Annotated in this window: 19 protein-coding genes and 1 pseudogene; 6 read left to right on the plus strand and 14 right to left on the minus strand. The window is 67.7% G+C overall.

Features of this window, described 5'->3' with window-relative positions; all coding sequences use genetic code 11:
* Positions 1-345 precede the first annotated feature (345 nt).
* The 13 genes from JOF55_RS23515 to pqqA all read right to left on the minus strand — a co-directional run bounded on the left by JOF55_RS23515 (position 346) and on the right by pqqA (position 15,982).
* On the minus strand, positions 346-2,031 hold the full coding sequence (locus JOF55_RS23515) for a PQQ-dependent dehydrogenase, methanol/ethanol family (RefSeq protein WP_310278833.1): 1,686 nt from the start codon (positions 2,029-2,031) through the stop codon (positions 346-348).
* Between the two features lie 14 nt (positions 2,032-2,045).
* Complete coding sequence (locus tag JOF55_RS23520; RefSeq protein WP_310278836.1) at positions 2,046-2,507, minus strand: MSMEG_3727 family PQQ-associated protein; 462 nt, start codon at positions 2,505-2,507, stop codon at positions 2,046-2,048.
* A gap of 781 nt (positions 2,508-3,288) precedes the next feature.
* Positions 3,289-5,517, minus strand: a complete 2,229-nt coding sequence (katG, locus tag JOF55_RS23525; protein WP_310278839.1) for a catalase/peroxidase HPI — start codon at positions 5,515-5,517, stop codon at positions 3,289-3,291.
* Positions 5,518-5,547: 30 nt separating this feature from the next.
* Positions 5,548-6,945, minus strand: coding sequence for a DNA-binding protein (locus tag JOF55_RS23530; RefSeq protein WP_310278842.1), 1,398 nt, complete (start codon positions 6,943-6,945; stop codon positions 5,548-5,550).
* A 371-nt stretch (positions 6,946-7,316) separates the two neighbouring features.
* Positions 7,317-8,324: an IS701 family transposase gene (locus JOF55_RS23535; protein WP_310278845.1), complete on the minus strand. Its 1,008-nt coding sequence runs from the start codon at positions 8,322-8,324 to the stop codon at positions 7,317-7,319.
* A 173-nt stretch (positions 8,325-8,497) separates the two neighbouring features.
* Positions 8,498-9,610, minus strand: a complete 1,113-nt coding sequence (locus tag JOF55_RS23540; protein ID WP_310278848.1) for a sodium:calcium antiporter — start codon at positions 9,608-9,610, stop codon at positions 8,498-8,500.
* The gene (locus JOF55_RS23545) at positions 9,607-9,948 is read right to left on the minus strand and encodes a hypothetical protein (RefSeq protein WP_310278850.1); all 342 of its coding nucleotides are present in this window, start codon (positions 9,946-9,948) and stop codon (positions 9,607-9,609) included. Before JOF55_RS23545 ends, JOF55_RS23540 begins: the two co-directional genes overlap by 4 nt.
* 371 nt (positions 9,949-10,319) lie before the next feature.
* Positions 10,320-10,718, minus strand: a complete 399-nt coding sequence (locus tag JOF55_RS23550; RefSeq protein WP_310278854.1) for a hypothetical protein — start codon at positions 10,716-10,718, stop codon at positions 10,320-10,322.
* Complete coding sequence (locus JOF55_RS23555) at positions 10,715-12,190, minus strand: ATP-dependent 6-phosphofructokinase (protein ID WP_374727600.1); 1,476 nt, start codon at positions 12,188-12,190, stop codon at positions 10,715-10,717. Before JOF55_RS23555 ends, JOF55_RS23550 begins: the two co-directional genes overlap by 4 nt.
* Positions 12,191-12,257: 67 nt before the next feature.
* Positions 12,258-13,241 (minus strand): class II fructose-bisphosphatase, encoded by a 984-nt coding sequence (gene glpX, locus JOF55_RS23560; RefSeq protein WP_310278858.1) that lies wholly within the window; start codon positions 13,239-13,241, stop codon positions 12,258-12,260.
* A 150-nt stretch (positions 13,242-13,391) separates the two neighbouring features.
* On the minus strand, positions 13,392-13,925 hold the full coding sequence (hxlB, locus tag JOF55_RS23565) for a 6-phospho-3-hexuloisomerase (RefSeq protein WP_374727614.1): 534 nt from the start codon (positions 13,923-13,925) through the stop codon (positions 13,392-13,394).
* Between the two features lie 713 nt (positions 13,926-14,638).
* Complete coding sequence (locus tag JOF55_RS23570) at positions 14,639-15,628, minus strand: pyrroloquinoline quinone biosynthesis protein PqqE (protein WP_310278864.1); 990 nt, start codon at positions 15,626-15,628, stop codon at positions 14,639-14,641.
* Positions 15,629-15,886: 258 nt separating this feature from the next.
* Positions 15,887-15,982, minus strand: coding sequence for a pyrroloquinoline quinone precursor peptide PqqA (gene pqqA / locus JOF55_RS23575; protein WP_310278867.1), 96 nt, complete (start codon positions 15,980-15,982; stop codon positions 15,887-15,889).
* A 705-nt stretch (positions 15,983-16,687) separates the two neighbouring features.
* Between pqqA and hxlA the strand changes: the two genes are divergently transcribed.
* The 6 genes and pseudogenes from hxlA (at position 16,688) to JOF55_RS23605 (ending at position 22,216) form a co-directional block, all read left to right on the plus strand.
* Positions 16,688-17,314 carry a 3-hexulose-6-phosphate synthase gene (hxlA, locus tag JOF55_RS23580; protein WP_310278869.1) on the plus strand — a complete coding sequence of 209 codons (627 nt, stop codon included), beginning with the start codon at positions 16,688-16,690 and terminating at the stop codon, positions 17,312-17,314.
* Positions 17,315-17,636: 322 nt separating this feature from the next.
* The gene (rpe, locus tag JOF55_RS23585; protein WP_310278872.1) at positions 17,637-18,380 is read left to right on the plus strand and encodes a ribulose-phosphate 3-epimerase; all 744 of its coding nucleotides are present in this window, start codon (positions 17,637-17,639) and stop codon (positions 18,378-18,380) included.
* Between the two features lie 49 nt (positions 18,381-18,429).
* On the plus strand, positions 18,430-18,696 hold the full coding sequence (locus JOF55_RS23590; RefSeq protein WP_310278875.1) for a hypothetical protein: 267 nt from the start codon (positions 18,430-18,432) through the stop codon (positions 18,694-18,696).
* 68 nt (positions 18,697-18,764) lie between these two features.
* The gene (tkt, locus tag JOF55_RS23595; protein WP_310278879.1) at positions 18,765-20,882 is read left to right on the plus strand and encodes a transketolase; all 2,118 of its coding nucleotides are present in this window, start codon (positions 18,765-18,767) and stop codon (positions 20,880-20,882) included.
* A 60-nt stretch (positions 20,883-20,942) separates the two neighbouring features.
* Positions 20,943-21,413: a ribose-5-phosphate isomerase gene (locus JOF55_RS23600; RefSeq protein WP_310278881.1), complete on the plus strand. Its 471-nt coding sequence runs from the start codon at positions 20,943-20,945 to the stop codon at positions 21,411-21,413.
* Between the two features lie 169 nt (positions 21,414-21,582).
* Positions 21,583-22,216, plus strand: a pseudogene (locus JOF55_RS23605) (MBL fold metallo-hydrolase).
* Between the two features lie 82 nt (positions 22,217-22,298).
* On the opposite strand, the gene JOF55_RS23610 reads toward JOF55_RS23605, so the two are convergent.
* The gene (locus tag JOF55_RS23610) at positions 22,299-22,949 is read right to left on the minus strand and encodes a GPR1/FUN34/YaaH family transporter (protein ID WP_310278886.1); all 651 of its coding nucleotides are present in this window, start codon (positions 22,947-22,949) and stop codon (positions 22,299-22,301) included.
* Positions 22,950-23,243: the final 294 nt, after the last annotated feature.

Below are 23,243 nucleotides of genomic sequence, written 5' to 3' on the forward strand. Positions count from 1 at the left end.
GTAGCACTGTTTTGGAAGCCATTCGGTCGCCTGACTCTGTCCAGGTAATACTGTCCGGGTCTGTCCGGTAAACGGCGTTCCCGTGCTGCCCGCCAGGTTTCAGCAGTCGGCCGGTGGTCACCGGTGATGCCGCCGGCTCTACCGCTGGCCCCGACTACGAGTGCGGCACCGGAATTCGGTGCCGCACTCGTAGTCGGGGCCAGCGAGGTAGGAGTCATGGCTAGGAGGGACACCTCCGGGCGGACGGTGCGGGCGTTGTACGCTCGCACCGCCGCCCGGAGGTTCCGCGGCTTCACGCCACCACGCCGTCGACGACGGTCGTGGCTGTTGCCTCTACTTCGTCGATCAGTCCGGCAGGGCGAACACGATCAGCGCGCTGCCGTGGCCCGCGCCGAGCATGCCGGGGATGATCCCCTCGAGCCAGCCACCCCAGCCGACCGGCACGGCCACGTACTGCTTGCCGTCGACCATGTAGGTCATCGCGCTGCCGTGGTGCCCGCTGCCGCACTGGAACTTCCACAGTTCCTCGCCGGTGCGAGCGTCCAGCGCGAGGAACTCGCCCGTCGGGGTGCCTGCGAAGACCAGGTCACCCGCGGTAGCCAGCACCGAGGCGGCCATCGGGTGGGAGTTGCGCCAACGCCACCTCTCGACGCCGTAGGTGTCGAAGGCGCTGACCGAACCCGCCATGTTGTCGATGTCCACCTGGACGGCGGCGCCCCAGTAGGGCATGCCCTCCTTGAACTCGCGACGACGGCGGGTGGCGGTGGCGCCCACGTCGGCGACCGGCACGTAGAACATCTCGGTGCGCGGGCTGAACGCGGCGTGGGTCCATTCCTTGGCACCGGCCGGACCCGGGTAGAAGTGGACGGGCTCGCCCTCCTTGTCCGGGTACTTCCGCGGGGTCACCTTGCCGTCGCGGGTGATGGTGCCCCAGTCGATCCGGTCGACGTACGGTGTGACGTGCTGCAGCTCACCGTTGGTGCGGTCCAGCACGAAGAAGTAGCCGTTCTTGTCGAAGTGGCCGAGCAGCTTCTTCCCGTCCCGCTCGAACAGGGTCATCTCCATGGTGGAGTCGTAGTCCCAGAGGTCGTGCGGGGTGAATTGGTAGTGCCACTGGATCTCACCGGTGTCGACGTCGACTGCGACGACGCTGTCGGAGTAGAGGTTGTCGCCCTCGCGGACCGCACCGTCGAAGTCGGGCGCCGGGTTCCCGGTGCCCGCGTAGTACAGGTTGGTCTCCGGGTCATAGGTACCGGTGACCCAGTGATTCGCACCGCCGCGGGTCCAGGCCTCGCCGTCGGACGGCCAGGTCTCGGAGCCCGGCTCGCCCGGCCTCGGGATGGTGTAGCAGCGCCAGCGCTGCTCACCGGTCTCCAGATCCCAGCAATCAATGTGGCCGCGTACGCCGAACTCGCCGCCGGCGCTACCGGTGATCAGCGTGTCCTTGACGACCAGCGGGGCCAGCGAGGCGCTCTCACCGGCGCGCACGTCGCCGATGGTCTTCTCCCAGACCTTCTTGCCGTTGGTGGCGTCCAGCGCCAGCAGGTGGGCGTTCGGGGTCACAAAGTAGACCTTGCCGTTGGCCACCGCGCAGCCGCGGTTGACGTTACCGCAGCACAGCGACACGTCGAAAGGAACCGCGTGCTTGTAGCGCCACAACTGCTCACCGGTCTTGGCGTCCAGCGCCCAGAACCAGCCGTCCCAGCCGGTGACGTACATGACGCCGTCGACGACCATCGGGGTAGCCTCGAAGGCGTAGGTCGACGCGCCCGCAATCTGACCGGAGGTACCCGCCTGGAAGATCCAGGCCGGACCGAGACGCTTGACGTTCTCGGTGTTGATCTGGTCCAGCAGGCTGTAGCGCTGGCCGTCGTAATCACCGTAGTAGGTGATCCAGTTGTGCGATTCCGAACGCGCGTTCTTGATGCGCTCGTAGTCGATGTTGTCGGTCACCGCGGGGGCGGTGCCGGAGACGGCACTCAGCGCGCCGTGGTCGATCGCCTCGCCGGCGTCAACGTATTCGACTGTCATATGTTCGTCCCTTTCTACTGGCGCGGCTGGTCGGGGCGGTCGAGACGGGCTTCCGGCGGCACCTCGCCGAGAACGACGATGGCGGCGGTCAGACCACGGCCCTCGTCGTTGCCGCCGGGCGAGCTGTACCAGTAGTAGCCCGGGCCATCGAGGTTGAGCTTGGCCTTGCCCTTGGAGTGGTTCAACAGCCAGAGGAACTTCTTGTCGCCGTTGCTCGGCAGCAGGCAGGCGTGCGTGTTCTTGTCGTCGTTGATGACGGTCAGCTCGACATCACCGCCGTGCGGCAGGACCAGGATCGCGGGGTCCCAGGCGATCTCGTCCTCTCGGATCCGGATGGTGGCCTCCATCGTGCCGTCCGCACGCTCGGTGGCCCGCTCGGTCCTGCCGGTTCCCAGCACACGACCGATCGCTGCGCTGTTCTGTGCGTCCAAGCCGAGCTCGCTCAGAAGGTCTTCGCGTTCCTGAGTCGTCGTCATTGGACTTCACCTCCTCATTTCGAATCCATGTGCGGATCGCTCATACCTGTCTGGAGTTGCTCGCAAATGGGTGTGCCTCTGGTGCAGGCCCATAGTTCCCCTTTGATCGATGCCTCTGCAGACGCTTCCGTTCGACGAGGGAAGCCTCCTCGGCGTGCGAAGCACACCAATTCGACCAGCACTTCCCTGGGTCGTCGCATAGAACGGGACGAAATCAGCTGAATCATCGAAGAAAGTGCGTGCTGAAGTACTGCTTCCTCCCACAGGAGTGTGCTCGCGCGATGAGCGGAGCCGCGAGGAATTGACCTCCCTCCTCAAGCTCCGGCCATTTAACCTGTGGTACTTGTGAATTTTACGGTGTCGGAGGCCACACCGAAAGGGTGAACCGCTAAGCTGTTCTGCCGCGCCGCTCGCACGGAATCAGCTACCGCCCAACCGGGTTCGTGATCGGGTTCCCAAGTTTTGGACCACTGCACCGACGCGTCCGACAACCGTCGACCAGTCGGAAATCCTTGCGCAGTCCGGCGATTCAGCTGTGCCGTCGAGGTTGGCGCCCCGGCCACAAGCCCGCACGAGCACGCCATCACCGATCCCCTTCCCAACATTCGGACAACAGGTGTGGCACGTCCGTGCCCATTCCGCCGATGCGTGCCCTTTTCAGCGCGACGACCGCCACCGGACGAGCGAGAGCGCGCGGACAACCGTGGTTCGCGCGGACTTTGCTGAAATTCCCGCCCAATTCACGCCGCAGCGGAATGCTTTCCGCCCAGCGGACGAATCGTCAGGTCAAGTCGAATCGGCCCAGGTTCATCACCTTATCCCAGGCCGCCACGAAGTCCTGGACGAATTTGTCCTGCTCGGCGGCGTAGAGCTCGGCGATCGCACGCAGCTCGGAGTGTGAACCGAAGATCAGATCAACCCGGCTGGCGGCCCACCGCGGCGCGGCGGTGTGCCGATCACGTCCTTGGAAAGTTCCGGGCAGTCCGTGTTTCGGCGTGTTCGGAACCCATTCGATTTCCATGTCGAGCAGGTTGGTGAAGAAGTCGTTGGTGAGTTGGCCGGGTCGGTCGGTGAGCACGCCGAGCTGGGAGTGGTGGTGGTTGGTGTCCAGGGCGCGCAGTCCGCCGACGAGGGCGGTCATCTCCGGGGCGGTGAGGGTGAGCAGGTTGGCCTTGTCGACGAGTTGGTACTCGGCGGGCAGCCGGTTTCCAGGCGAGTAGTAGTTGCGGAAGCCGTCGGCGCGGGGTTCGAGAGCGGCGAAGGATTCGACGTCGGTCCATTGCTGGGTGGCGTCGGTGCGCCCGGGAGTGAAGGGGACGTGCAGGTGGTGGCCGGCCAGGGCCGCGGCGTGCTCGATCGCGGCGCAGCTGGCCAGCACGATCAGATCGCCCAGCGAGATCGGCTCCGGGCTCTCGGCGTTGAACCAACGGCGGATCTGCTCCAGGGTGGCGAGCACCTTCTCCAGGGTGTCCGGGTCGTTGGCGTCCCAGCCGCGCTGGGGTGCCAGCTGGATGCGGGCTCCGTTGGCGCCGCCGCGCTTGTCGCTGTTCCGGTAGGTCGACGCCGAGGCCCAGGCCACGAACACCAGCTCGCGCACCGCGAGTCCGGAGGCCAGCACGCGCCGCTTGAGCTCGGCGATGCCCGCCGCCGTGACCAACTCGTGGTCGACCGGCGGAACCGGGTCCTGCCAGATCAGCCATTCCTCGGGCACCTGCGGGCCGAGGTAGCGCTGGATCGGACCCATGTCGATGTGGGTGAGCTTGAACCAGGCGCGCGCGAAGGCGTCCGCGAGCTGCTCCGGGTGCTCCAAGAAGCGCCGCGCGATGGGCTCGTAGACCGGATCCTCCTGCAGCGCGAGGTCGGTGGTCAGCATCGTCGGGGTGCGGCGGACGTTCGGGTCGTGCGGGTCGGGAACGGTGCCCTCACCTGCGCCGTCCCGGGGAACCCACTGCCACAGCCCGGCTGGGCTGAGCTCCACGTCCCACTTGTACGCGAACAGGGTCTCCAGGAAGCTGTTGTCCCACTGGGTGGGGGTGGGCGTCCAGATGCCCTCCAGGCCGCTGGAGATCGTGTCCGAGGACTTTCCGGTGCCGTGGCAGTTGCGCCAGCCCAGCCCCATGTCCTCCATCGGGGCGGATTCCGGCTCGTCGCCGAGGCTCTTCATGATGTCGGCGGCACCGTGGGTCTTGCCGAACGTGTGCCCGCCGACGATCAGCGCCACGGTCTCCTCGTCGTTCATCCCCATTCGCGCGAACGTGGTGCGGATGTCGCGCGCCGAGGTGACGGGGTCGGGCAGGGTGGCGGGGCCCTGCGGGTCGACGTAGATCAGGCCCATCTCGTCGGCGGCCAAGGGCTCCTCCAGGTCGCGCACCCCGCTGTGCCGCTCGTCGCCCAACCAGGAGCGTTCCGGACCCCAGTAGACGTCGGTTTCCGGCTCCCACACGTCGGCCCGGCCTCCGCCGAAGCCGAAGGTCTTGAACCCCATGGTCTCCAGCGCCCGGTTGCCGGCGAAGACCATCAGGTCGGCCCAGGAGATGCTGCGGCCGTACTTCTGCTTGATCGGCCACAGCAGTCGGCGGGCCTTGTCCAGGTTGCGGTTGTCCGGCCAGCTGTTGGTCGGGGCGAAGCGCTGCATGCCCGAGGACGCCCCGCCGCGTCCGTCGCCAGCGCGGTAGGTGCCGGCGCAGTGCCAGGCCATGCGCAGCACCAGTGGCCCGTAATGCCCGAAATCGGCCGGCCACCACTCCTGCGAGGTGGTCAGCACCTCGTCGATGTCGCGGGCCAGCGCGTCGAGGTCCAGCTTGGCGAACTCGGCGGCGTAGTCGAAATCCGTTCCCATGGGATCCCGCGCTGGGGGGTGCTTGGCCAAGATTCCGAGGTCGAGCCGGTGCGGCCACCAATCGCAGTTGTTCCCACCAGCGGCGGGGTGGCTGCGCATGCGCTTGGCCGGCTGGCTAACGCTCTGGTCGTAGGTACGGCTGATCGCCACGGCATCGGGATTTTCCGGCATGGGAACTCCTTCCAGGGTCGCGTGACACCCTCAGATGCCCAGTGCCCGGCGCACCGCAGGAGCGTTTCGCCGGGAGACCGGCACCATCGTCCGCGCCTCGTCGTCCATCACCAGGGCCAGTTCGCCCTTGAAGCCGCGTTCGACTTCGCGGATACGGCCGAGGTTGACCACGTACTGCCGGTGCACCCGCAGGCCGGTCCCGCCCAGCTCGCACTCGAGCTTGTCCAGAGCCGGTGAAGCGGCCCGCAGCCGACCTTGGTCGGTGGTCAGCCACACGTCGTTGCCCTCGGACTCGGCGAAGGAGACCTCCTGGTGACGCAGCAGCACCATCCGGTTCTCCCGCATCGCTACGATCCGGGAATCCTGCACCTGGTCGCAGCCGGTGCTGCCGCCGTCGGCGCGCGGCAGCTGGTCCCCTTCGGAAACCCCGAACTCGACGAGGTTGCCGACCAGGTGACCGGCCAGGAACACCGGGCGGAGGCTGATCGGCGTCGGCTCGTCAGCCAGGTGCGTGAAGATCTGCGTGGAACCGACCCAGTCCTGGTTGCGCGAAGCCTGCTTGGCCGCGTACTTGGCCGTCCGGACCAGTTCCGGCAGCCTTGGGTCCCAGCGCACTGCCGGATCGGGCGCGGGAGTCGACCCCGGCACGCCCAGCAGGACACTCGCCCAGTCGTCGGCGATCACCACCTGGCCCGCCGGATCCAGCGCCGCCAGCGACACCCCCGCGCGCGAGCGCGCGTGGTTGTAGGCGGCGATGAGCTCGGCGCAGCCGTCCTGGGCGCGCTTGCGCAGCGTGCGCTGGGTCATGCTGGCGGCGTTGGACAACCAGGCTCCCGCCGCGGTGGGGAGCTCGCTGCGCCAGCAGGAGATGTTCAGCGCCGCGACCGGGTCCCTGGTCACCACGTCGCGCACCGCCACACCCGCGCAGTTCCAGTCGTGGAGCGCCTGGCACCAGTGCTCCGCACCCCGGATCACCACCGGCGATTGCGACTCCAGCGCAGTGCCCATGCCGTTGGTCCCGGTGGAACCCTCAGCCCAGGAGAACCACGGCGCCAGATTGGCCTTGGCCGCGTAGTTGCGCGTGGCCTTGTTGCCCCACTCGGCCAGCACCCGCCCGGTGGCGTCGGTGACGGTCACGACGCCACCGAGATCGGTCACCTCCCGGACCACCGAGGCCGCGCGGAAACCGAGCTCGGCGAAGACCACGTCATGCTCGAGCGTGTGGTCCACATCCGCAATGGCCACCGGGGCCTCGGCCAGGTACGGGTCGACGCGGTACCGATCACGGCACCGCTGCCAAGACAGCGCCACCTCGGGCCGCACACCCCGGACGTCGTCCTCACCCCGCACGAAGCGCTCCCACGCCCCGTACACCGTCACCTTCCCCGGACTGCGAGGAACCGAATCGAGCCGGTGCCTATCTGCCATACAAGACCACCTTTGGTCTGTCACCAAGCCGGAACGCTCACGAGGCCGGTGCGTCCGCATACCACTTCGCGTTCCGAGCCAACCCGCGTCACTACTCCGATTGCACACGCGGACCACTGCCCTGCTGGAAACGCCAAGAAACCCGGGCCCGGCGAAATCAGCGCACAAAAACGCAAGTGATCGCCGACTCGTGACCAGGCACGCATCGGGCGATGAACCCGAACGCAAATCTGCGGTTTTTCCGAACTCCGGATTCCCGGACATGAAACGGAAAGTTACGTGGTTGAAGATTTGGCGGGCAAGGCTAGCGCGACGACCGCTGGCGAACAGCACACGAACGGCGGTCTCGCAACAACCAGCGGCGGTCATGATCATCCTCTCCCCACAACCTCCGACGAGCTTGCTCGCGGGCTCGCAAAGCCCCAACGCCCACTGGAACGGCCTAGGACTCCAGCGATAACTCGTGATGTCGTCGCTGGTAGTAGGCGTGGTGGGCTTGGGTTCGATGATGTTGTCGCCAGTGCGAGCAGGCTTTTGGCGTTCTGGAACGAGTCCTCGATGTGCCAGCGCATTCCGGCGATGCGCACCAGCTCGGCCAGGGGCACCGGCTGCGGGGCGTAGCAGCGGTAATAGGCATGCTCACCGCTGGTGCGGTTGCGACGGATGAGTACTGACTGCCGGTGTTGGCCGGGCAGAGAGATCCAGGCACAGTCGTAGTCACGGGGGCCTTTCGCGCCCGCCCCGGCACTGTGGGGATGCCACGCGGAGGTGGGCAACTCGGCGGCAATATCGGCCAGAGCGCGCTTCGTGCCATCACGACTCACGGTCAGGCGGTGATCGCAGGCCACCGCCAGGACATAGCCGATCCCGTGGCTTTCCGGCCAACTGCGGAAGTAGCTGCTTTGCCCGTAGACTTCGTCGGCGGCCACCCAGGCGAAGGGAATCCCGGCCCGCTGGCATCGCGAGACATCGGCGCACCAGGTCTGCTCAGGCAGATACAGCTCGCGATCCACGACCGCGTGCCCGGACTCGCCGGCGTAGGTGGCGAACAACCCCACCTGGCAGTTTTCAATCCGCCCAGCGGTGCCAGAATATTGCCGCTGCACTCCCGCTGAACAGGCCCCCTTCGTGAGAAACCCAGTTTCATCGACCACCGACACCCCCGCGGGGTCGGCGAAGCGTTGCCCGATGAAGGCATACACCTCGTCATGGACGGCATCGGCATCCCAGCAAGCGGTGTGCAGCAGCCGCTGCATCCGCTCGGGACGAGCATGCCCGGCATGCTCAGCCAGCTGCCAACAGGTCTTGCGCTCGATCGGCGCCAGCAGACCGGACACGAACGCTCGGGCCGCGCTCCGCATCTCTACCCGGCCAAACACCTGGCCACCCGATCCATCATCGACTCGAATACCGCACCACTTCGGCCAGGGGATACCGTGTGACCTGCGGCCACCACATGCTCATTTGTCGTCACACACTCATGATCACGTGGTGGCCGCCCGCATCTCATGCCCCTCCCACCAGCCCACAATCACAAAGTGACGCTGGAGTACTAGTCGCTGTCGAGGGGCACCCCGCCGAAAGCCGCCAGGCTGACGACGAAGTAGACGGCGTAGAGCGCGAGTAGCACTCCCCCGTGCCAGCGGCGCAGCCGCCCGGTGGCCAAGAAGATCGTCGACAGGACCGTCATGCCGAGCAGGACCGGCAGATGCCAGGACAGCACGTTCTCGCCGACCGTGATGCTCCCGCCCACGAGCAGGACGATCCCGAGCTTACCGGTCAGCGAGAACACGACGCTGCCGATGACGTTCGCGACTCCGATCTCCGGCGCGCCCCTGCGGGCAGGCTCCACGGTGAGGAAGATGTCCTCGAGAGAGAGCGCCAGCGTCGCGATCGTGACGCCGAAGACGGTGCCGTCGATGTCAAAGGTCTCGAGGATCCCCTCGGTGCCCTGCCCGGCGAGCGCAGCACCTCCGATCAGGCCGGCCAGTGCCAGCACCGCGAACAGCAGGCTGATCCACAGGGATCGCTGCCTCGCTCTCAGGAAGCCCTGGTCGAGCCGCAGGTCACCGGGCAGCTCGAAGCCATCGCCCGTCCCCGAGTCCGCCGCGGGTGGGCGAGCGGGGATCAGCTCACCGGTCGCGCTGGATTCCGAGGTGGTCACGACCCTGACCGCGCCGGCCTTCTCGACCTGCTCGTAGAACTCGGCGTTGCGGAACACCGGCCGTCGCGCGGCGTACTCGCGGTAGCCGATCCAGCCCACGAACGCCACGAACAGGGCCACCAGCACGACTCCCATGGCCTGCGTCAACCAGCCGGTCGAGGCGAAGAGCAACATCACCGCCGGCCCGGCCGCGAAGAGCACGAGGTAGTCATTGGGGACATCCACCGGGCACGGGGCGATGAGCGCCGCCAGTGCGAGCACGATTCCCATGATCGCGATCGTCGTGCCGATGACGGTGCCCAGTGCCGCGTGCTGCAGCTCCTCGACGTTGAGCACGATGCCGTACGCGAGGTCGTCAAACTCGATCCCGGTAAACAGCACGGCGACCAGGAACAGCGAGACGACCCACCTGCTGGACACGCCGACCAGGTTGCCGATCAGCTTCTCCGCGCTATACACCAGCAGCGCGATCCCCAGCGCGAACTCCAGCGAGGCCATCATCGGAAGCTCCTAACCGGGCCGGCGCCGGGGAGCTCGACGTCGCGCGGCTCACCCACCCCGCCGTCCCGATCGTGGGACAACTGGCAGATGCCCCGGTAGTCGTGCGGAACCGTCTTCACATCCGACCTGCCGTGCGACCCGCGCGTCGGCGCCGGATTGGCCTCGGCCAGGTACGGGTCGACGCGGTACCGATCACGGCACCGCTGCCAAGACAGCGCCACCTCGGGCCGCACACCCCGGACGTCGTCCTCACCCCGCACGAAGCGCTCCCACGCCCCGTACACCGTCACCTTCCCCGGACTGCGAGGAACCGAATCGAGCCGGTGCCTATCTGCCATACAAGACCACCTTTGGTCTGTCACCAAGCCGGAACGCTCACGAGGCCGGTGCGTCCGCATACCACTTCGCGTTCCGAGCCAACCCGCGTCACTACTCCGATTGCACACGCGGACCACTGCCCTGCTGGAAACGCCAAGAAACCCGGGCCCGGCGAAATCAGCGCACAAAAACGCAAGTGATCGCCGACTCGTGACCAGGCACGCATCGGGCGATGAACCCGAACGCAAATCTGCGGTTTTTCCGAACTCCGGATTCCCGGACATGAAACGGAAAGTTACGTGGTTGAAGATTTGGCGGGCAAGGCTAGCGCGACGACCGCTGGCGAACAGCACACGAACGGCGGTCTCGCAACAACCAGCGGCGGTCATGATCATCCTCTCCCCACAACCTCCGACGAGCTTGCTCGCGGGCTCGCAAAGCCCCAACGCCCACTGGAACGGCCTAGGACTCCAGCGATAACTCGTGATGTCGTCGCTGGTAGTAAGCGTGGTGGGCTTGGGTTCGATGATGTTGTCGCCAGTGCGAGCACGATTCCCATGATCGCGATCGTCGTGCCGATGACGGTGCCCAGTGCCGCGTGCTGCAGCTCCTCGACGTTGAGCACGATGCCGTACGCGAGGTCGTCAAACTCGATCCCGGTAAACAGCACGGCGACCAGGAACAGCGAGACGACCCACCTGCTGGACACGCCGACCAGGTTGCCGATCAGCTTCTCCGCGCTATACACCAGCAGCGCGATCCCCAGCGCGAACTCCAGCGAGGCCATCATCGGAAGCTCCTAACCGGGCCGGCGCCGGGGAGCTCGACGTCGCGCGGCTCACCCACCCCGCCGTCCCGATCGTGGGACAACTGGCAGATGCCCCGGTAGTCGTGCGGAACCGTCTTCACATCCGACCTGCCGTGCGACCCGCGCGTCGGCGCCAGGTAACCGGTCGCTTCGAGCACGGACATCCACAGATCTCCGTCGGGGTCGACCTCGTTGCGGTGGCTGATAATCAGCGGCATCGGCACATGCACGAAACGGCGCCGCCAGCGCACGACCGCGGTCTCGGTGCGCCCGGCCATGGCCGCGTGCACTGCGGCGTGGGCCAGGCGCAGGCAGTAGACGCTATCGTAGGCGTTGGCGGTCACGCTGCGCACGGCGTAGCTCGGGTCGATGTAGCGCACCGTGGGCGACAGGTCGGCCTCGGTCAAGTGTGCGGTGATGGTCTCCCGCAGCAGTGCACCGATGTCGCCGAGCTTGGCGTTGCCGGAGGGGTCGGTGGCGTCGGCGAGCAGACCGCGCTCCTCCAGCAGGTCCTGACCCGCTCCCTCGGCCACCACGATGACCACAAAGCCCTTCTCGCGCACGTGCCGCTCGACGCGAGCCAGCAGGCCGTCCGGCCCTTCGAGCGCGAACGGAACCTCCGGGATGAGCACGACGTCTGCAGCGTTCCGGGCCAGCGAGGCGTAGCAGGCGATGAACCCGGAGTGCCTGCCCATCAGCTTCACGATGCCGATGCCGTCCGGACTGGCCGCGGCCTCGGTGGCCACCGAGGCGATGAAGTTGGCCGCCTGCGCGAACGCGCTCTGGAACCCGAAGGACTGGTCGGTGTAAGGCAGGTCGTTGTCGATCGTCTTGGGAACCCCGATGACGGCGATTTCCAGACCGCGCCGGCGGATCGCCGCGGCCAGGTTCGTCGCGGCGCGCATCCCCCCGTCGCCGCCGATGACGAACAGCGCGTTGACCCCGCGCAGGACCAGGCTGTCGACCATCTCGTCGGGGTCCTGGCCGCCGCGCGAGCTGCCTAGGATGGTTCCGCCGGAGTTGTGTATCTCGCGGACGCGATCGGGCGTCAAGTCCTCGGCGTCGTGGCAGTTCTCGGCGGTCAGCCCGCGAAGCCCGTTGCGAAAGCCCAGGATCCGCTTCACCCCGTAGTGCACGGTGAGTTCCTGGACGATGCCGCGGATGACGTCGTTGAGGCCCGGGCACAGCCCGCCACAGGTCACCACACCCGCCGTGACGCGGGCGGGGTCGAAGTAGATCTTCCGGCGCGGCCCCGCCGCCTCGAAGCTCGGCAGCTCGGCCGGCGGGAGGTCGTGCTCGGTGAGCATCGAAACGGTGTCCTCGAGCAATACCCGGTCGCCCTCCGCGACGTAGTGCGGCGAAGTCCGCTTGGCCGCGAGCATCTCGGAGAAGGGTGAGTCGTAGTGGCACTCACCGAGGTGGCGAACGCGCAGGTCGTCCAGGTGCATTGTCACCGAAACTCCTCAAGAACGATGGCCGTACGACAGGGCAAGCAGACGGGTGCTGGGGAGGGACCGCGCTTCAAGGCGTCATCCGCGGCATGGAGCCGAAGGTGGTGTGCGAGACGCGGCGCACCTCACCGCTGGAGATGAGCAGGGATTCCGTGAGAATCGCGCCGTCGGAGTCCCGGGGCTCGCTCAGCAGCGCTCCACCGGTGACACCGGTGGCCGCGAACAGGGCGCCGCCGCCGACCAGCTCGTCGCAGGTGTAGATGCGCTCGAGGTCCATGCCGGCGGCACGGATTGCCTCGGCCTCCTCGTTGCGCTGTGGAGCGAGTCGACCGAGCATGTCACCGCCCAGGGCGCGGACCGCCGCAGCGGTCATCACGCCCTCCGGCGTGCCCCCGATTCCGAGGAGCAGGTCGGCGGGGCCGGTCGGCAGCAGCACCTCGAGGCTGCCGCCGACGTCGCCCTCCGCGGGCGCGTGCACGGCCGCGCCCGCCTTCAGTACCCGCTTGATCAGGTCCTGGTGCCGCGGTTTGTCCATGATGACCACGCGCAGCTCGCCGACCTGCTTGCCGAGGGCCTTGGCAACCTTGCCCAGGGTGCGCTCCGGGGCGTCGGCGAGATCGACGAGGCCCTTGGCCTGCGGCGGCACCACGATCTTGTCCATGTAGAACCCGGGCCCCGGCGACCACATGGTCCCGGATTCGGCGAAGCTGATGGTGGCCATCGAGCCCGGCAGGTTCTTCGCGCAGAACGAGGTGCCCTCGAGCGGGTCCACGGCGATGTCGAACTCGACGCCCTGGCCGTTGCCCACGGTCTCGCCGTTAAACAGCATCGGGGCCTCGTCCTTCTCGCCCTCCCCGATGACCACGGTGCCCCGGCCGGGGGCGTCGGCCAGCACCCGGCGCATGGCCTCGGTCGCCGCGGCGTCGGCGGCCTTCTTGTCATGCCGCCCGACCCAGCCGTGGCTGGCCACCGCCGCGCTGCTGGTGGCGGACAGGGCCACCGACTCCAGCGTGCGGATGTTGGTGCTCGGTGCGGTCTCGTTCTGGCGCTGCATCTCGGGCTCCTTGTCTCGTCGTCTGCCTCAGGGCGGCGGAGGGCCTGCGAAATCAGCGAGCCCTGCGATCAGCTCCGGACCTTGGCCAGCACCTGTCCACGCGTGATGTGCGAATCGAATGCGCTTCCCGCGAATTCCGCCGGCGACCGGTCACTCGAGATTCGCGTGCAGCCGCCACAGCTCGCGGGCCTGCGTGCCGCTGGAGCGCCACAGGGCGTGGAACAGCGCGTCGGTGAGCAGCAGGACCGACTGCTCGAACAGGCTGCCCGAGTACTGGGTGGAGGTCGTCCCGTCGAAGTCCTGCTTGTCGGCGGCCGGGATCACCAGAACCTCGGTCGCGATCTTGGCCAGCGCCGACTCGGGAGTGGTGGTCAGCGCCACCACGTTCGCGCCCTGAGCGCGCGCGGTCTCGGCCGCCTGCACCACGCGCTTCGTCGAACCGGAGCCCGAGGCGGCCACCAAGATGTCGCCGGAGCCGATCGCCGGTGCGGTCGTCTCGCCCACCACGTGGGTCTTGAGCCCGAGGTGCATGAAGCGCATCGCAGCCATCTGCAGGGCGAGTCCGCTGCGCCCGGTGCCGACGGTGAACACCGTGGGTGCCTTGAGCAGCAGCGCACCGGCCCGAGCCCACGCCGCGGGCTGGATGCCCTTGCGAATCTGGTCCATCTCGGTGCTGATGGCCATGGTCGCGTAATTGAAATGCGGTGGATTCAGCTTGTCGCCGAGATTCTCCTGAGCGGTGTCCGTCCCCGTCATCTGAGCACACTCCACTGGTCGATCGGATGTATTCGTCAGTTCAGCGCGCGACCGCCGAGTCGCGGCGCAGCGCTGTATTTCCCTGGACCCCTTCGGTTTACAGACCGCGGCCAGGACGAATGCCGTGATGAGAGACTGCACGGATCTGTACGTCTAGTCAACATAGCCATCACGAAGAGATACCAGGGTCGTACGAACGGTTTTGGGGGCGGATCAAACGGATCCGCGGAAATTCCAATTCGATCATCATCGCATTCGACCAGGGGCGATTCCGCTGTCCGCACGCCCCGAACCCGTTGGGAAGATGTTTCGCCACCCCGCCCAGGGCAGCAGGATTTCACAAGCGGTCCGCGGGGCGCGGAATCTCGCGGACGACCGTCCGGAATTCCGGATGTCCCGCGGTACGTCACCGAGACGCGCGTGCTTCGGCAACAGCACCGTGGTCGCGCTCCGGGGCGGGGTGACGCGCGCCGACGGCGCGGTGTGGTTGAGATCCGTGAAGGGCTCTTCGTCGGCGGAAAGCAGCGGCTCCGGTCGGCTTGGGTGGACCGTTCCGGACCCGCCGCCGCTCTGGGCTGCGGGCGGCCGGGGCGCGAAGCCGTTCGCCGGACCTCGCGGAAGAATCCATTGCGCGGTGGTGTTCACCGCTGGTTGCGCGGATGCGGGCGCGAGACCAGCTCGCCGACCACGGCCTCCTTGGTCTCGTTGACCGCGCGCACCACATCGTCGACGAGTCCGCGGCCCGGCGAGTGGTGGCAGACCGGGTCGGTGCGCGTGGCGTCCCCGGTCGTCCGGAAGGCCTGGCAGCGGCAGCCGCCGAAGTCCACGTCCCGGCGCGAGGAGCTGCGGCACGGGTCCGAGATCCACTCGGTCCCGCGGAAGGCATTGAACAGCTCGGATTCCCGCCAGCTCCAGGACAGGGAGGCTCGCGCACGCTCGCCCGGGGGAGAGGCAGCGACTGTGCGGCAGGCAGGGCGTCGCCGTCCGGCGCGACGGTGAGCTACCACTGCGCCCACCGCCCATGCAGGCCTTCGGGTGCTGGCTGTAGTAGTCCGGCAGCACGTGGATGATCTCCATGTGCTGCAAGCGTTCCCGCTGCTCGCGCAGATCGGCTCGGCTCGCTCGAACTGGGCGCGGGTGGGCAGCGGCGCGTCCCGGTTGCACCAGGCCCAGCCGTAGTACTGGGTGATCGCGAGCTCGACCTGGTCGGCTCGCAGCCGCTCGGTCAGCTCGATGATCTCGCCGATGCGGTCAACGTTCTGCCGGTGCAGCACCACGTTGACCGTCAGCGGCCAGCCGAGCTCCTTGACCTCCGCGCGAAAGGGGTCTGACCGGCTCGTCGGGCTGCACGCTGATCTACACGGGGCCCAGTCCGGCCCCGCGGAGTTCCTTGGCACGGCGACGCGAGAGCCCGAGCGCGCTGGTGATGAGGTTGGTGTATATCCGAGTTCGCTGCCGAAGCGCACGATCTCGACGATGTCGCGACGCTGCAGCGGCTCCCCGCCCGACAGGTGCAGCTGCAGCGCGCCCAGCTCGTGTGCCTCGCCGATCACGCACTTCCAGTCCTCGGTGGACAGCTCGTCTCGGTAGTCGGAGAGGTTGAGCGGGTTCGAGCAGTAAGCGCAGTGCAACGGGCACGCGCGTAGGTGAGCTCGACCAGCGGGCCGAACGGGCTGGGCGCCGAACTGGCGGCGTCAGTGCTGGTCATGGTCGATCTCCACGCATCGCTTGGCGGCGAGGCGGTGGGAATACCCGCATCTGGCGAGGGTCGGCGCCGGCTGCGAACGGCCGGGGATGGCATCTCGCGCCGGTTCGCGACACCGTGGGCACCGGAAGTCCGGTGCCCACGGTCACCGCGATACCGCTCGTCCGTCAACCGGCGGACGGGCTCAGTCCTCGACCTGGGCGACGTACATGGTCACCTCGGCCGCGCACCCGATCTCCTCGAACCGGGGCGTTTCCCACTGCGGGGCAACGGACTCCATGGATACACCTCCTTTCGAGAATCGGGGGGGCAAGACTCTGACAGGCCCCAGGGGTTTCTGAAACGGCCAGTGCTTCGGCGGACATGACGAACCGCCGGAGCCGAGGCCGAAAGTTGCTGCACCTCCCCGCTCGAGGCCGACCGGCTGCTTCCGGAGCAATGGGCCTCTTCGCGAAGAGCGGTGGTCGCCAGGCCACGCGGCTGGGCGGGGTCGAAATCCTGGACTCGCCAATTGCGCTCTTCGATCGGGTCGATATTCGACTGCTTCAGGAGAGTCAGGCCCGTCTTCCGAGAACACCCGGTCGATTAGGACGGAGCCATCATACGTCGGCGTCCATCCGGATCGCAACACCATTTTGCGGCTCCATTGAAAATGCCATTTGGAAGTGCGTTCTCACCGTCTGTGCTTTCTGGGCATCCGTTCGTTCAGCCGCGGTTGACTAGACGTACAGATCCGTGCAGTGTCACAGGCCGTTGCCCGTTCTCACCCCGACGCAAAACTGCGGAGCACCAGAACGAGCAGCCGGAAGGATTCGAGGAACGGTACTTGCTGAACGACATCGTGATCCACCAACCATTCTTCCCCGAATCCGGGAAAGCCGGATGCGGGTGACCGCATTGTGCGCCGCATTGTGGATCCCGGCGCAGGGCCACCCGCGCCCGAAAACCCGCAACGCCACCGAGTACCACTGACGAGGAGAACACCGTGAAGCTGCAGGTAGCATTGGACGTCGCCACCCTCGGCGACGCGCTTTCCCTGGCGTACCAGACCAAGGACTACGTGGACGTCCTCGAGCTGGGCACCCCGCTGATCAAGGCCGAGGGCCTGTCCGCGATCACGGCGATCAAGGCCGCGCACCCGGACAAGCTCGTTTTCGCCGACATGAAGACCGCCGACGCCGGTGAGCTGGAGGCCGACCTCGCGTTCTCCGCAGGCGCGGACCTGGTCACCGTCATGGGCGCGGCCGACGACGATACCGTGCGCGGGGCCGTCGCCGCCGGTAAGAAGCACGGCAAGGACGTCGTCGCCGACATGATCACCATCGTGGAGGGCCGAGTCGACCGGATCCGCGAGGTCTCGAAGATGGGCGTGTCCTTCGTCGAGATCCACGCCGGGCTTGACGAGCAGGCCAAGCCCGGCTACACGATCGAGACCCTGCTCGAGGACGGCCGCCAGGCCGGCGTTCCGTTCTCGATCGCCGGTGGCGTCACCGCCGAGACCATCGCCGCGGTGCAGGACGCCGAGGCGACCGTCGCGGTGGCCGGCGGTGCGATCCGCAGCGCCAAGGACCCGGCCGCGGCCGCCAAGGCCCTCAAGAGCCAGATCCGCTGACCGAAAGCACAGCACATTCGTGGGAGGTGGAAGGGGCCGGTTCGTTCTTCGCGACCCCTGACACCATTTCACCTCTCCGGTAGGGGTGACCGAAATTCGATTCGGGCAAGCGACGACGCAGTTCGCGGTCACCGCCGACAATGGTCGCCACCATTTGTCGAGCGGGACCGCGGCTGCGGAGTTGCCCTGCTTCGAATTGCGCTCTTGGAACCGTCCGAACTTCGAAGTAGCGACCTCAGGCGGGCTGGGTGGCTTCGCCCTCACCGATCTCCGCGGGACGCCGACTCGAGTAAACCGGACAAGTGATCGGGAGGATGGCTCGATGGTTGATCAGCCAGGAACGACCTTGCGTGCGGGCGCGCGGCATCCCGCCCCGGGCTGGTCGTCGGACGAACCGGTGATCGTGGGTTCGGTCCTCGGCGCCGACTACGCGCATCTCGGGAACGAGGTCGCGAGTCTCACCGCCGCGGGAGTCGGCCGTATCCAGTGGGACGTCATGGACCGGCGCTTCGTGCCCAACATGACGTTCGGCCCGGATGTGGTGGCGGCCTGCCGGAAGTACAGCAACATGCCGTTCGAGGCCCACCTCATGGTGCAGGATCCGGACCCAATGCTGGCCGACTTCGTCGCGGCCGGTTGCGAGACCATCATCGTGCACGCCGAGACCTGCCCGCACCTGCTGCGGACGCTCGCCACGATTCGCGAGCTCGGGGCGCAGGCCGGCGTGGCCGTCAACCCGTCCACCCCGCTCGACTTCGTCCGCTACGTGCTCGATCACCTCGACGAGATCGTGATCATGACCGTCAACCCGGGCTTCGGCGGGCAGAAGTACATCCCCGCGATGGAAGAGAAGGTCTCCGAGATGCGGGCGCTGGTGGGCCGCTCCGGGCGCGCGGTGAAGATCGAGGTGGACGGTGGGATCTCCACCGCCACCGCCAAGGCGGCCTGGTACGCGGGAGCCGAGCTCCTCGTCGCGGGCTCCGCCGTTCTCTCCCACCCGGGCGGGAAGAAAGCCGCGGTGGCCGAGCTGCACCGCGCCATGGCGCCTCCGCCGCCCGAACCGTGATCGCGAGCGGCGTCCACGGAAGACTTTCGTGAGAGGAAGGGAAAGTGTCATGGCGCTCAACGAAATAGCGCTGTACCAAGCGCAACGTTCCTTGCTGCTGGATGCCGCTGCGGTGTTGCGGCGGCGATATGTGCGCGGCGTCGGCCGCGGCGACGGCCTGCCCGCCGCCGCGGCGGAAGGGCTGTCCAACTTCCTCGAAGGAATCGCCCGCTCCGAGCCCGCGCTGCACAATGCCGACCTGAACGAGGCGATCGCCTTGGCGCACCGCCTGATCGACGACGACCACCCCGAGCACTCGCGGCTGTGGCCCGCGTAGCGCGCCGCCATCCCTGCAAGCCCTCACGAAGCACCGCGAGCAACCACGAGCATCAGGAGTGCGCGTCCATGACCGCGAACGAAGCCAACCGTCGCGTGAGCGACGACATCACCCGCTTGACGACCGCCGCCGCCCCCGCCGATTGGACCGATCTGGACGTGCGGGCGATCAACACCGCCCGCGTGCTGGCCGCCGACGCGGTGGAGCAGTGCGGAAGCGGCCACCCGGGCACCGCGATGAGCCTGGCACCGACCGCCTATGCGCTGTTCCAGCACGTCATGCGCCACGACCCGAATGACCCGAGCTGGCTCGGCCGTGACCGGTTCGTGCTCTCGGCCGGGCACTCGAGCCTGACCCTGTACCTGCAGCTGTTCCTGTCCGGCTACGGGCTGGAGATCGACGACATCAAGGCGCTGCGCACCTGGGGATCGCTGACCCCTGGGCACCCCGAGTACGGGCACACCAGCGGCGTGGAGACCACGACCGGCCCGCTGGGGCAGGGTCTGGCCACCGCGGTGGGCATGGCCATGACGGCCCGGCGCGAGCGCGGCCTGTTCGACCCCGAATCCGCGCCCGGTGAGAGCATCTTCGACCACCAGATCTACGTGATCGCCTCCGACGGCGACATCGAGGAGGGCGTGACCTCCGAGGCGTCCTCGCTGGCGGGCACCCAGCAGCTGGGCAACCTCACGGTGCTCTACGACGCCAACGAGATCTCCATCGAGGACGACACCCACATCGCGCTGTCCGAGGACACCGCCAAGCGCTACGAGGCCTACGGCTGGCACGTGATCACCGTCCACGGCGGCGAGCGCATCACCGACCTCCTCGACGCCCTCAAAGCCGCCCGGGCGGAGACCGAACGGCCGACCATGATCGTGCTGCGCACGGTCATCGGCTATCCCGCACCGACCAAGATGAACTCCGGCAAGGCGCACGGCGCCGCGCTCGGCGCCGAGGAGGTCGCCGAGGTCAAGAAGCTGCTCGGCTTCGATCCCAAGCGGTCGTTCCAGGTCGACGACGAGGTCCTGGACCACACCCGAGCGGTCGGCGAGCGCGGCCGAGCCCTCCGCGAGAAGTGGCAGGTCGCCTTCGACGCGTGGGCCGGGGCCAACCCGGAGCGCAAGGCGCTGCTGGACCGGATGCAGGCGCGCGAGCTGCCCACCGGGTGGGCCGACAAGCTGCCGAGCTGGGAACCCGACGACAAGGGAGTCGCGACCCGCAAGGCCTCGGCCGAGGTCCTGGCCCACCTGGCCGACGTGCTCCCGGAGCTGTGGGGCGGCTCCGCCGACCTGGCGGAGAGCAACAACACCACGATGAAGGGCGCGGATTCGTTCGGCCCGGAGAGCATCTCCACCAGCACCTGGAGCGCCAACCCCTACGGCCGCACGCTGCACTTCGGCATCCGTGAGCACGCGATGGGCTCGATCCTCAACGGCATCGCGCTGCACGGCGGGACCCGTCCCTACGGCGGTACGTTCATGGTCTTCAGCGACTACATGCGCCCCGCCGTGCGGCTCGCGGCGCTGATGCACCAACCGGTGATCTACGTCTGGACGCACGACTCGATCGGCCTGGGTGAGGACGGACCGACGCACCAGCCCGTCGAGCACCTGTCCAGCCTGCGCGCCATCCCGGGACTGGCGATCGCGCGCCCTGCCGACGCCAACGAAACCGCCGCGGCGTGGAAGACCGCGCTGGAGCACTCCGACGGCCCCACAGGGCTGGCGCTGACCCGCCAAGCGGTGCCGACGTTCAAGGGCACGGATCCGGAAGGCGTGTCCCGCGGTGGCTACGTGCTCGCCGAGGCCTCGTCCGGCGAGCCCGAGTTGGTGCTGATCGCGACCGGCTCCGAGGTGCAGCTGGCCGTGGCCGCCAGGAAGGTCCTGGAGTCCGAGAGCGTCGCCACCCGCGTGGTGTCCATGCCGTGCGTGGAGTGGTTCGACGCGCAGGACGAGTCCTACCGCCGCGCGGTGCTGCCCCCGGCGGTGCGCGCGCGGGTGGCCGTGGAAGCCGGTATCGCCCAGGGCTGGCACCGCTTCGTCGGTGACGCGGGTGAGATCGTCTCGCTGGAACACTTCGGTGCCTCGGCCGATTACCAGACGCTGTTCGCCGAGTTCGGCTTCACTCCCGAGAAGGTCGTCGAGGCCGCTCGGCGCTCGCTGAGCAACGCCCGGTCGAGCTGACGCTCCGGCCCCGCGCGAGCGGGGCTACCACCGTCATCCATCACTGCGGAGGAGCTTTCCGTGCACGTCTACCTAGGTTCCGATCACGCCGGACTCGAGCTCAAGAACCACTTCGTCAAACGACTGGCCGACCTCGGCCACAAGGTCACCGACGTCGGGCCAACCGCCTACGACGCCGAGGACGACTACCCGCCGTTCTGCGTCGAAGCGGCGCGGCGGGTCGTCGCGGACGAGGACAGCCTCGGCATCGTCATCGGGGGTTCCGGCAACGGCGAGCAGATCGCCGCGAACAAGGTTCCCGGTGCCCGGGCAGCGCTGACCTGGAGCGTTGAGATCGCCGAGCTCGCCCGCAAGCACAACGACGCGCTGCTGGCGGGCATCGGCGCCCGGATGCACCCGGTCGAGGAGGCCGATCGCATCGTGGACGCGTTCTTGAGCACCGAGTTCGAGGGCGGCCGCCACCAGCGCAGGATCGACCAGCTGGCGGCCTACGAGTGCTCCAGCGAGCCACCCGCACTGCCGAGCAGCTGACGTCCGGCTGGGCTCGCGGCCCTTCGGGGTCGTCGTCGGAGCCCTCGGAGACGTTCGAAGGCACCCTCGCCGCGATTCGCCGGCGAGGGTGCCTTCGAGCACGTGGAAAGGAGCGTTCGCAAGGATGGAAATGCGGCGAGGAGCTGCTGGCGGCGATGGTGGTGCTGCTATGACCGCCCGGATCGACCACACGACGACATCGGGCACGTTCTCCCTCGACGGCCAGACCCACGAGGTCGACAACAACGTCTGGATCGTCGGCGACGACCGCGAGTGCATCGTCATCGACGCTCCGCACGACGTCACCGCCATCCATCCTGGATATGGTCAGCGGGCGCACCGTGCAGGCGGTGCTGGCGACCCACGCCCACGACGATCACGTGCGCAGGGCGCCGGAACTGGCCGACGCGGTCGGCGCTCCGGTCTTTCTGCACCCCGACGACCTGCCGCTGTGGAACCTGGTCCACCCCGACCGCGGGCCGGACCGGTACTCCGCCGACGAGCAGGTCCTCGAGGTGGGCGGAGTCAGCCTGCAGGTGCTGCATACCCCCGGGCACGCACCGGGTTCGGTGTGCCTGCACTCGCGCGAGCTCGGGGTGGTGTTCACCGGTGACACTCTGTTCGCCGACGGGCCCGGCGCGACCGGGCGCTCGTTCTCCGACTTCGACGTGATCGTCGAGTCGATCTGGGACCGTCTGCTCACGCTGTCGGAGCACACGGTCGTGCACCCCGGCCACGGTCCGAGCGTAACTGTCGGTGAGGTGTCCCCGCACCTCACCGAGTGGATGGCCCGCAGCCACTGAGGAATCCCGCTCGTGCGGCGGAGATTCGACGGACGCGCAGAAGCGCGGAGGCGGCGTGAGGCCGCCTCCACGCTTCCCGGGCTCAGTCGCCCAGGACCGGACTGCCCAGCGGCAGTCCGCGCCCCCCGGTGGCCACCGACATCACGTGGAAGAACAGGTAGCAGCCCAGCGCGGCGAAGGTGAAGACCACGTATCCGCCGACGGCCTGCAATCCCGCGGATCCCTGCACCGTCGCGAGCAGGACGACGACGAGCGCGGTGGTGATCAGCCCGAACAGCAAGGGGTACGCGGCGGGCAGGCGCAGCGACGCCAGCGTCAGGAGCCCCACCATAATCGCCCACGAGGTCAGGAACAGGGCCTGGGTGGCTGTCGCGGCCTCCGCGGGAACCCCGAACCATTCGTGGGTCAACCCGAGCACGAGAAAGCCGTAGCTCAGCCAAAATCCGCTGAAGATTCCGAAAATGGACGCGACGGCGCTCTGGCCGAGCCCGGCCGCCCAGATCGCGGCGACGAGCTGGCCGATTCCAGTGGCAGCCAGGATGATCGCCACCGGCGCTCCGACCGCCTCGGCGGGCACGAATCCGACGAGGGTCATGCCGAGTGCGATCGAACCGACGATGAACGTGGGAACACCGATGAGTGCGGGGTCACCGGACAGCGGCCCCGAAACCGGCTCGGGTTCCTCATTCGCGTGTCTGGCGTACTCTGCCGTGGCAGCTTCCGATGTGGTCACAATCCGTTCCTTTGCGGTGTTCGGCGCATGCTTCGCGCCGTCGAGATCGAGACCGGCGTCATGCCGACTTCGAGTGGACGACGGTCTTGTGGCGGGGAGGAGTTGCCGGTGCGGAACCGAGGCGTTCCAAGCGGGCGCGGTAGGTTACAACATGCCACTCGTTTCTCGTAGGGGACAATGAGTTGCGAACGAGTGGACCCCAATCCTCTACGAAGGGCCAAACCCAGCCGCCGAACGGCTCCGTCAGGCGCCTTCTCAGCCGAAGTTCGCCTTTTCTAACAAAATGTCCCCCAC

The organism is Haloactinomyces albus (assembly GCF_031458135.1).
GTDB classification, from domain to species: domain Bacteria; phylum Actinomycetota; class Actinomycetes; order Mycobacteriales; family Pseudonocardiaceae; genus Haloactinomyces; species Haloactinomyces albus.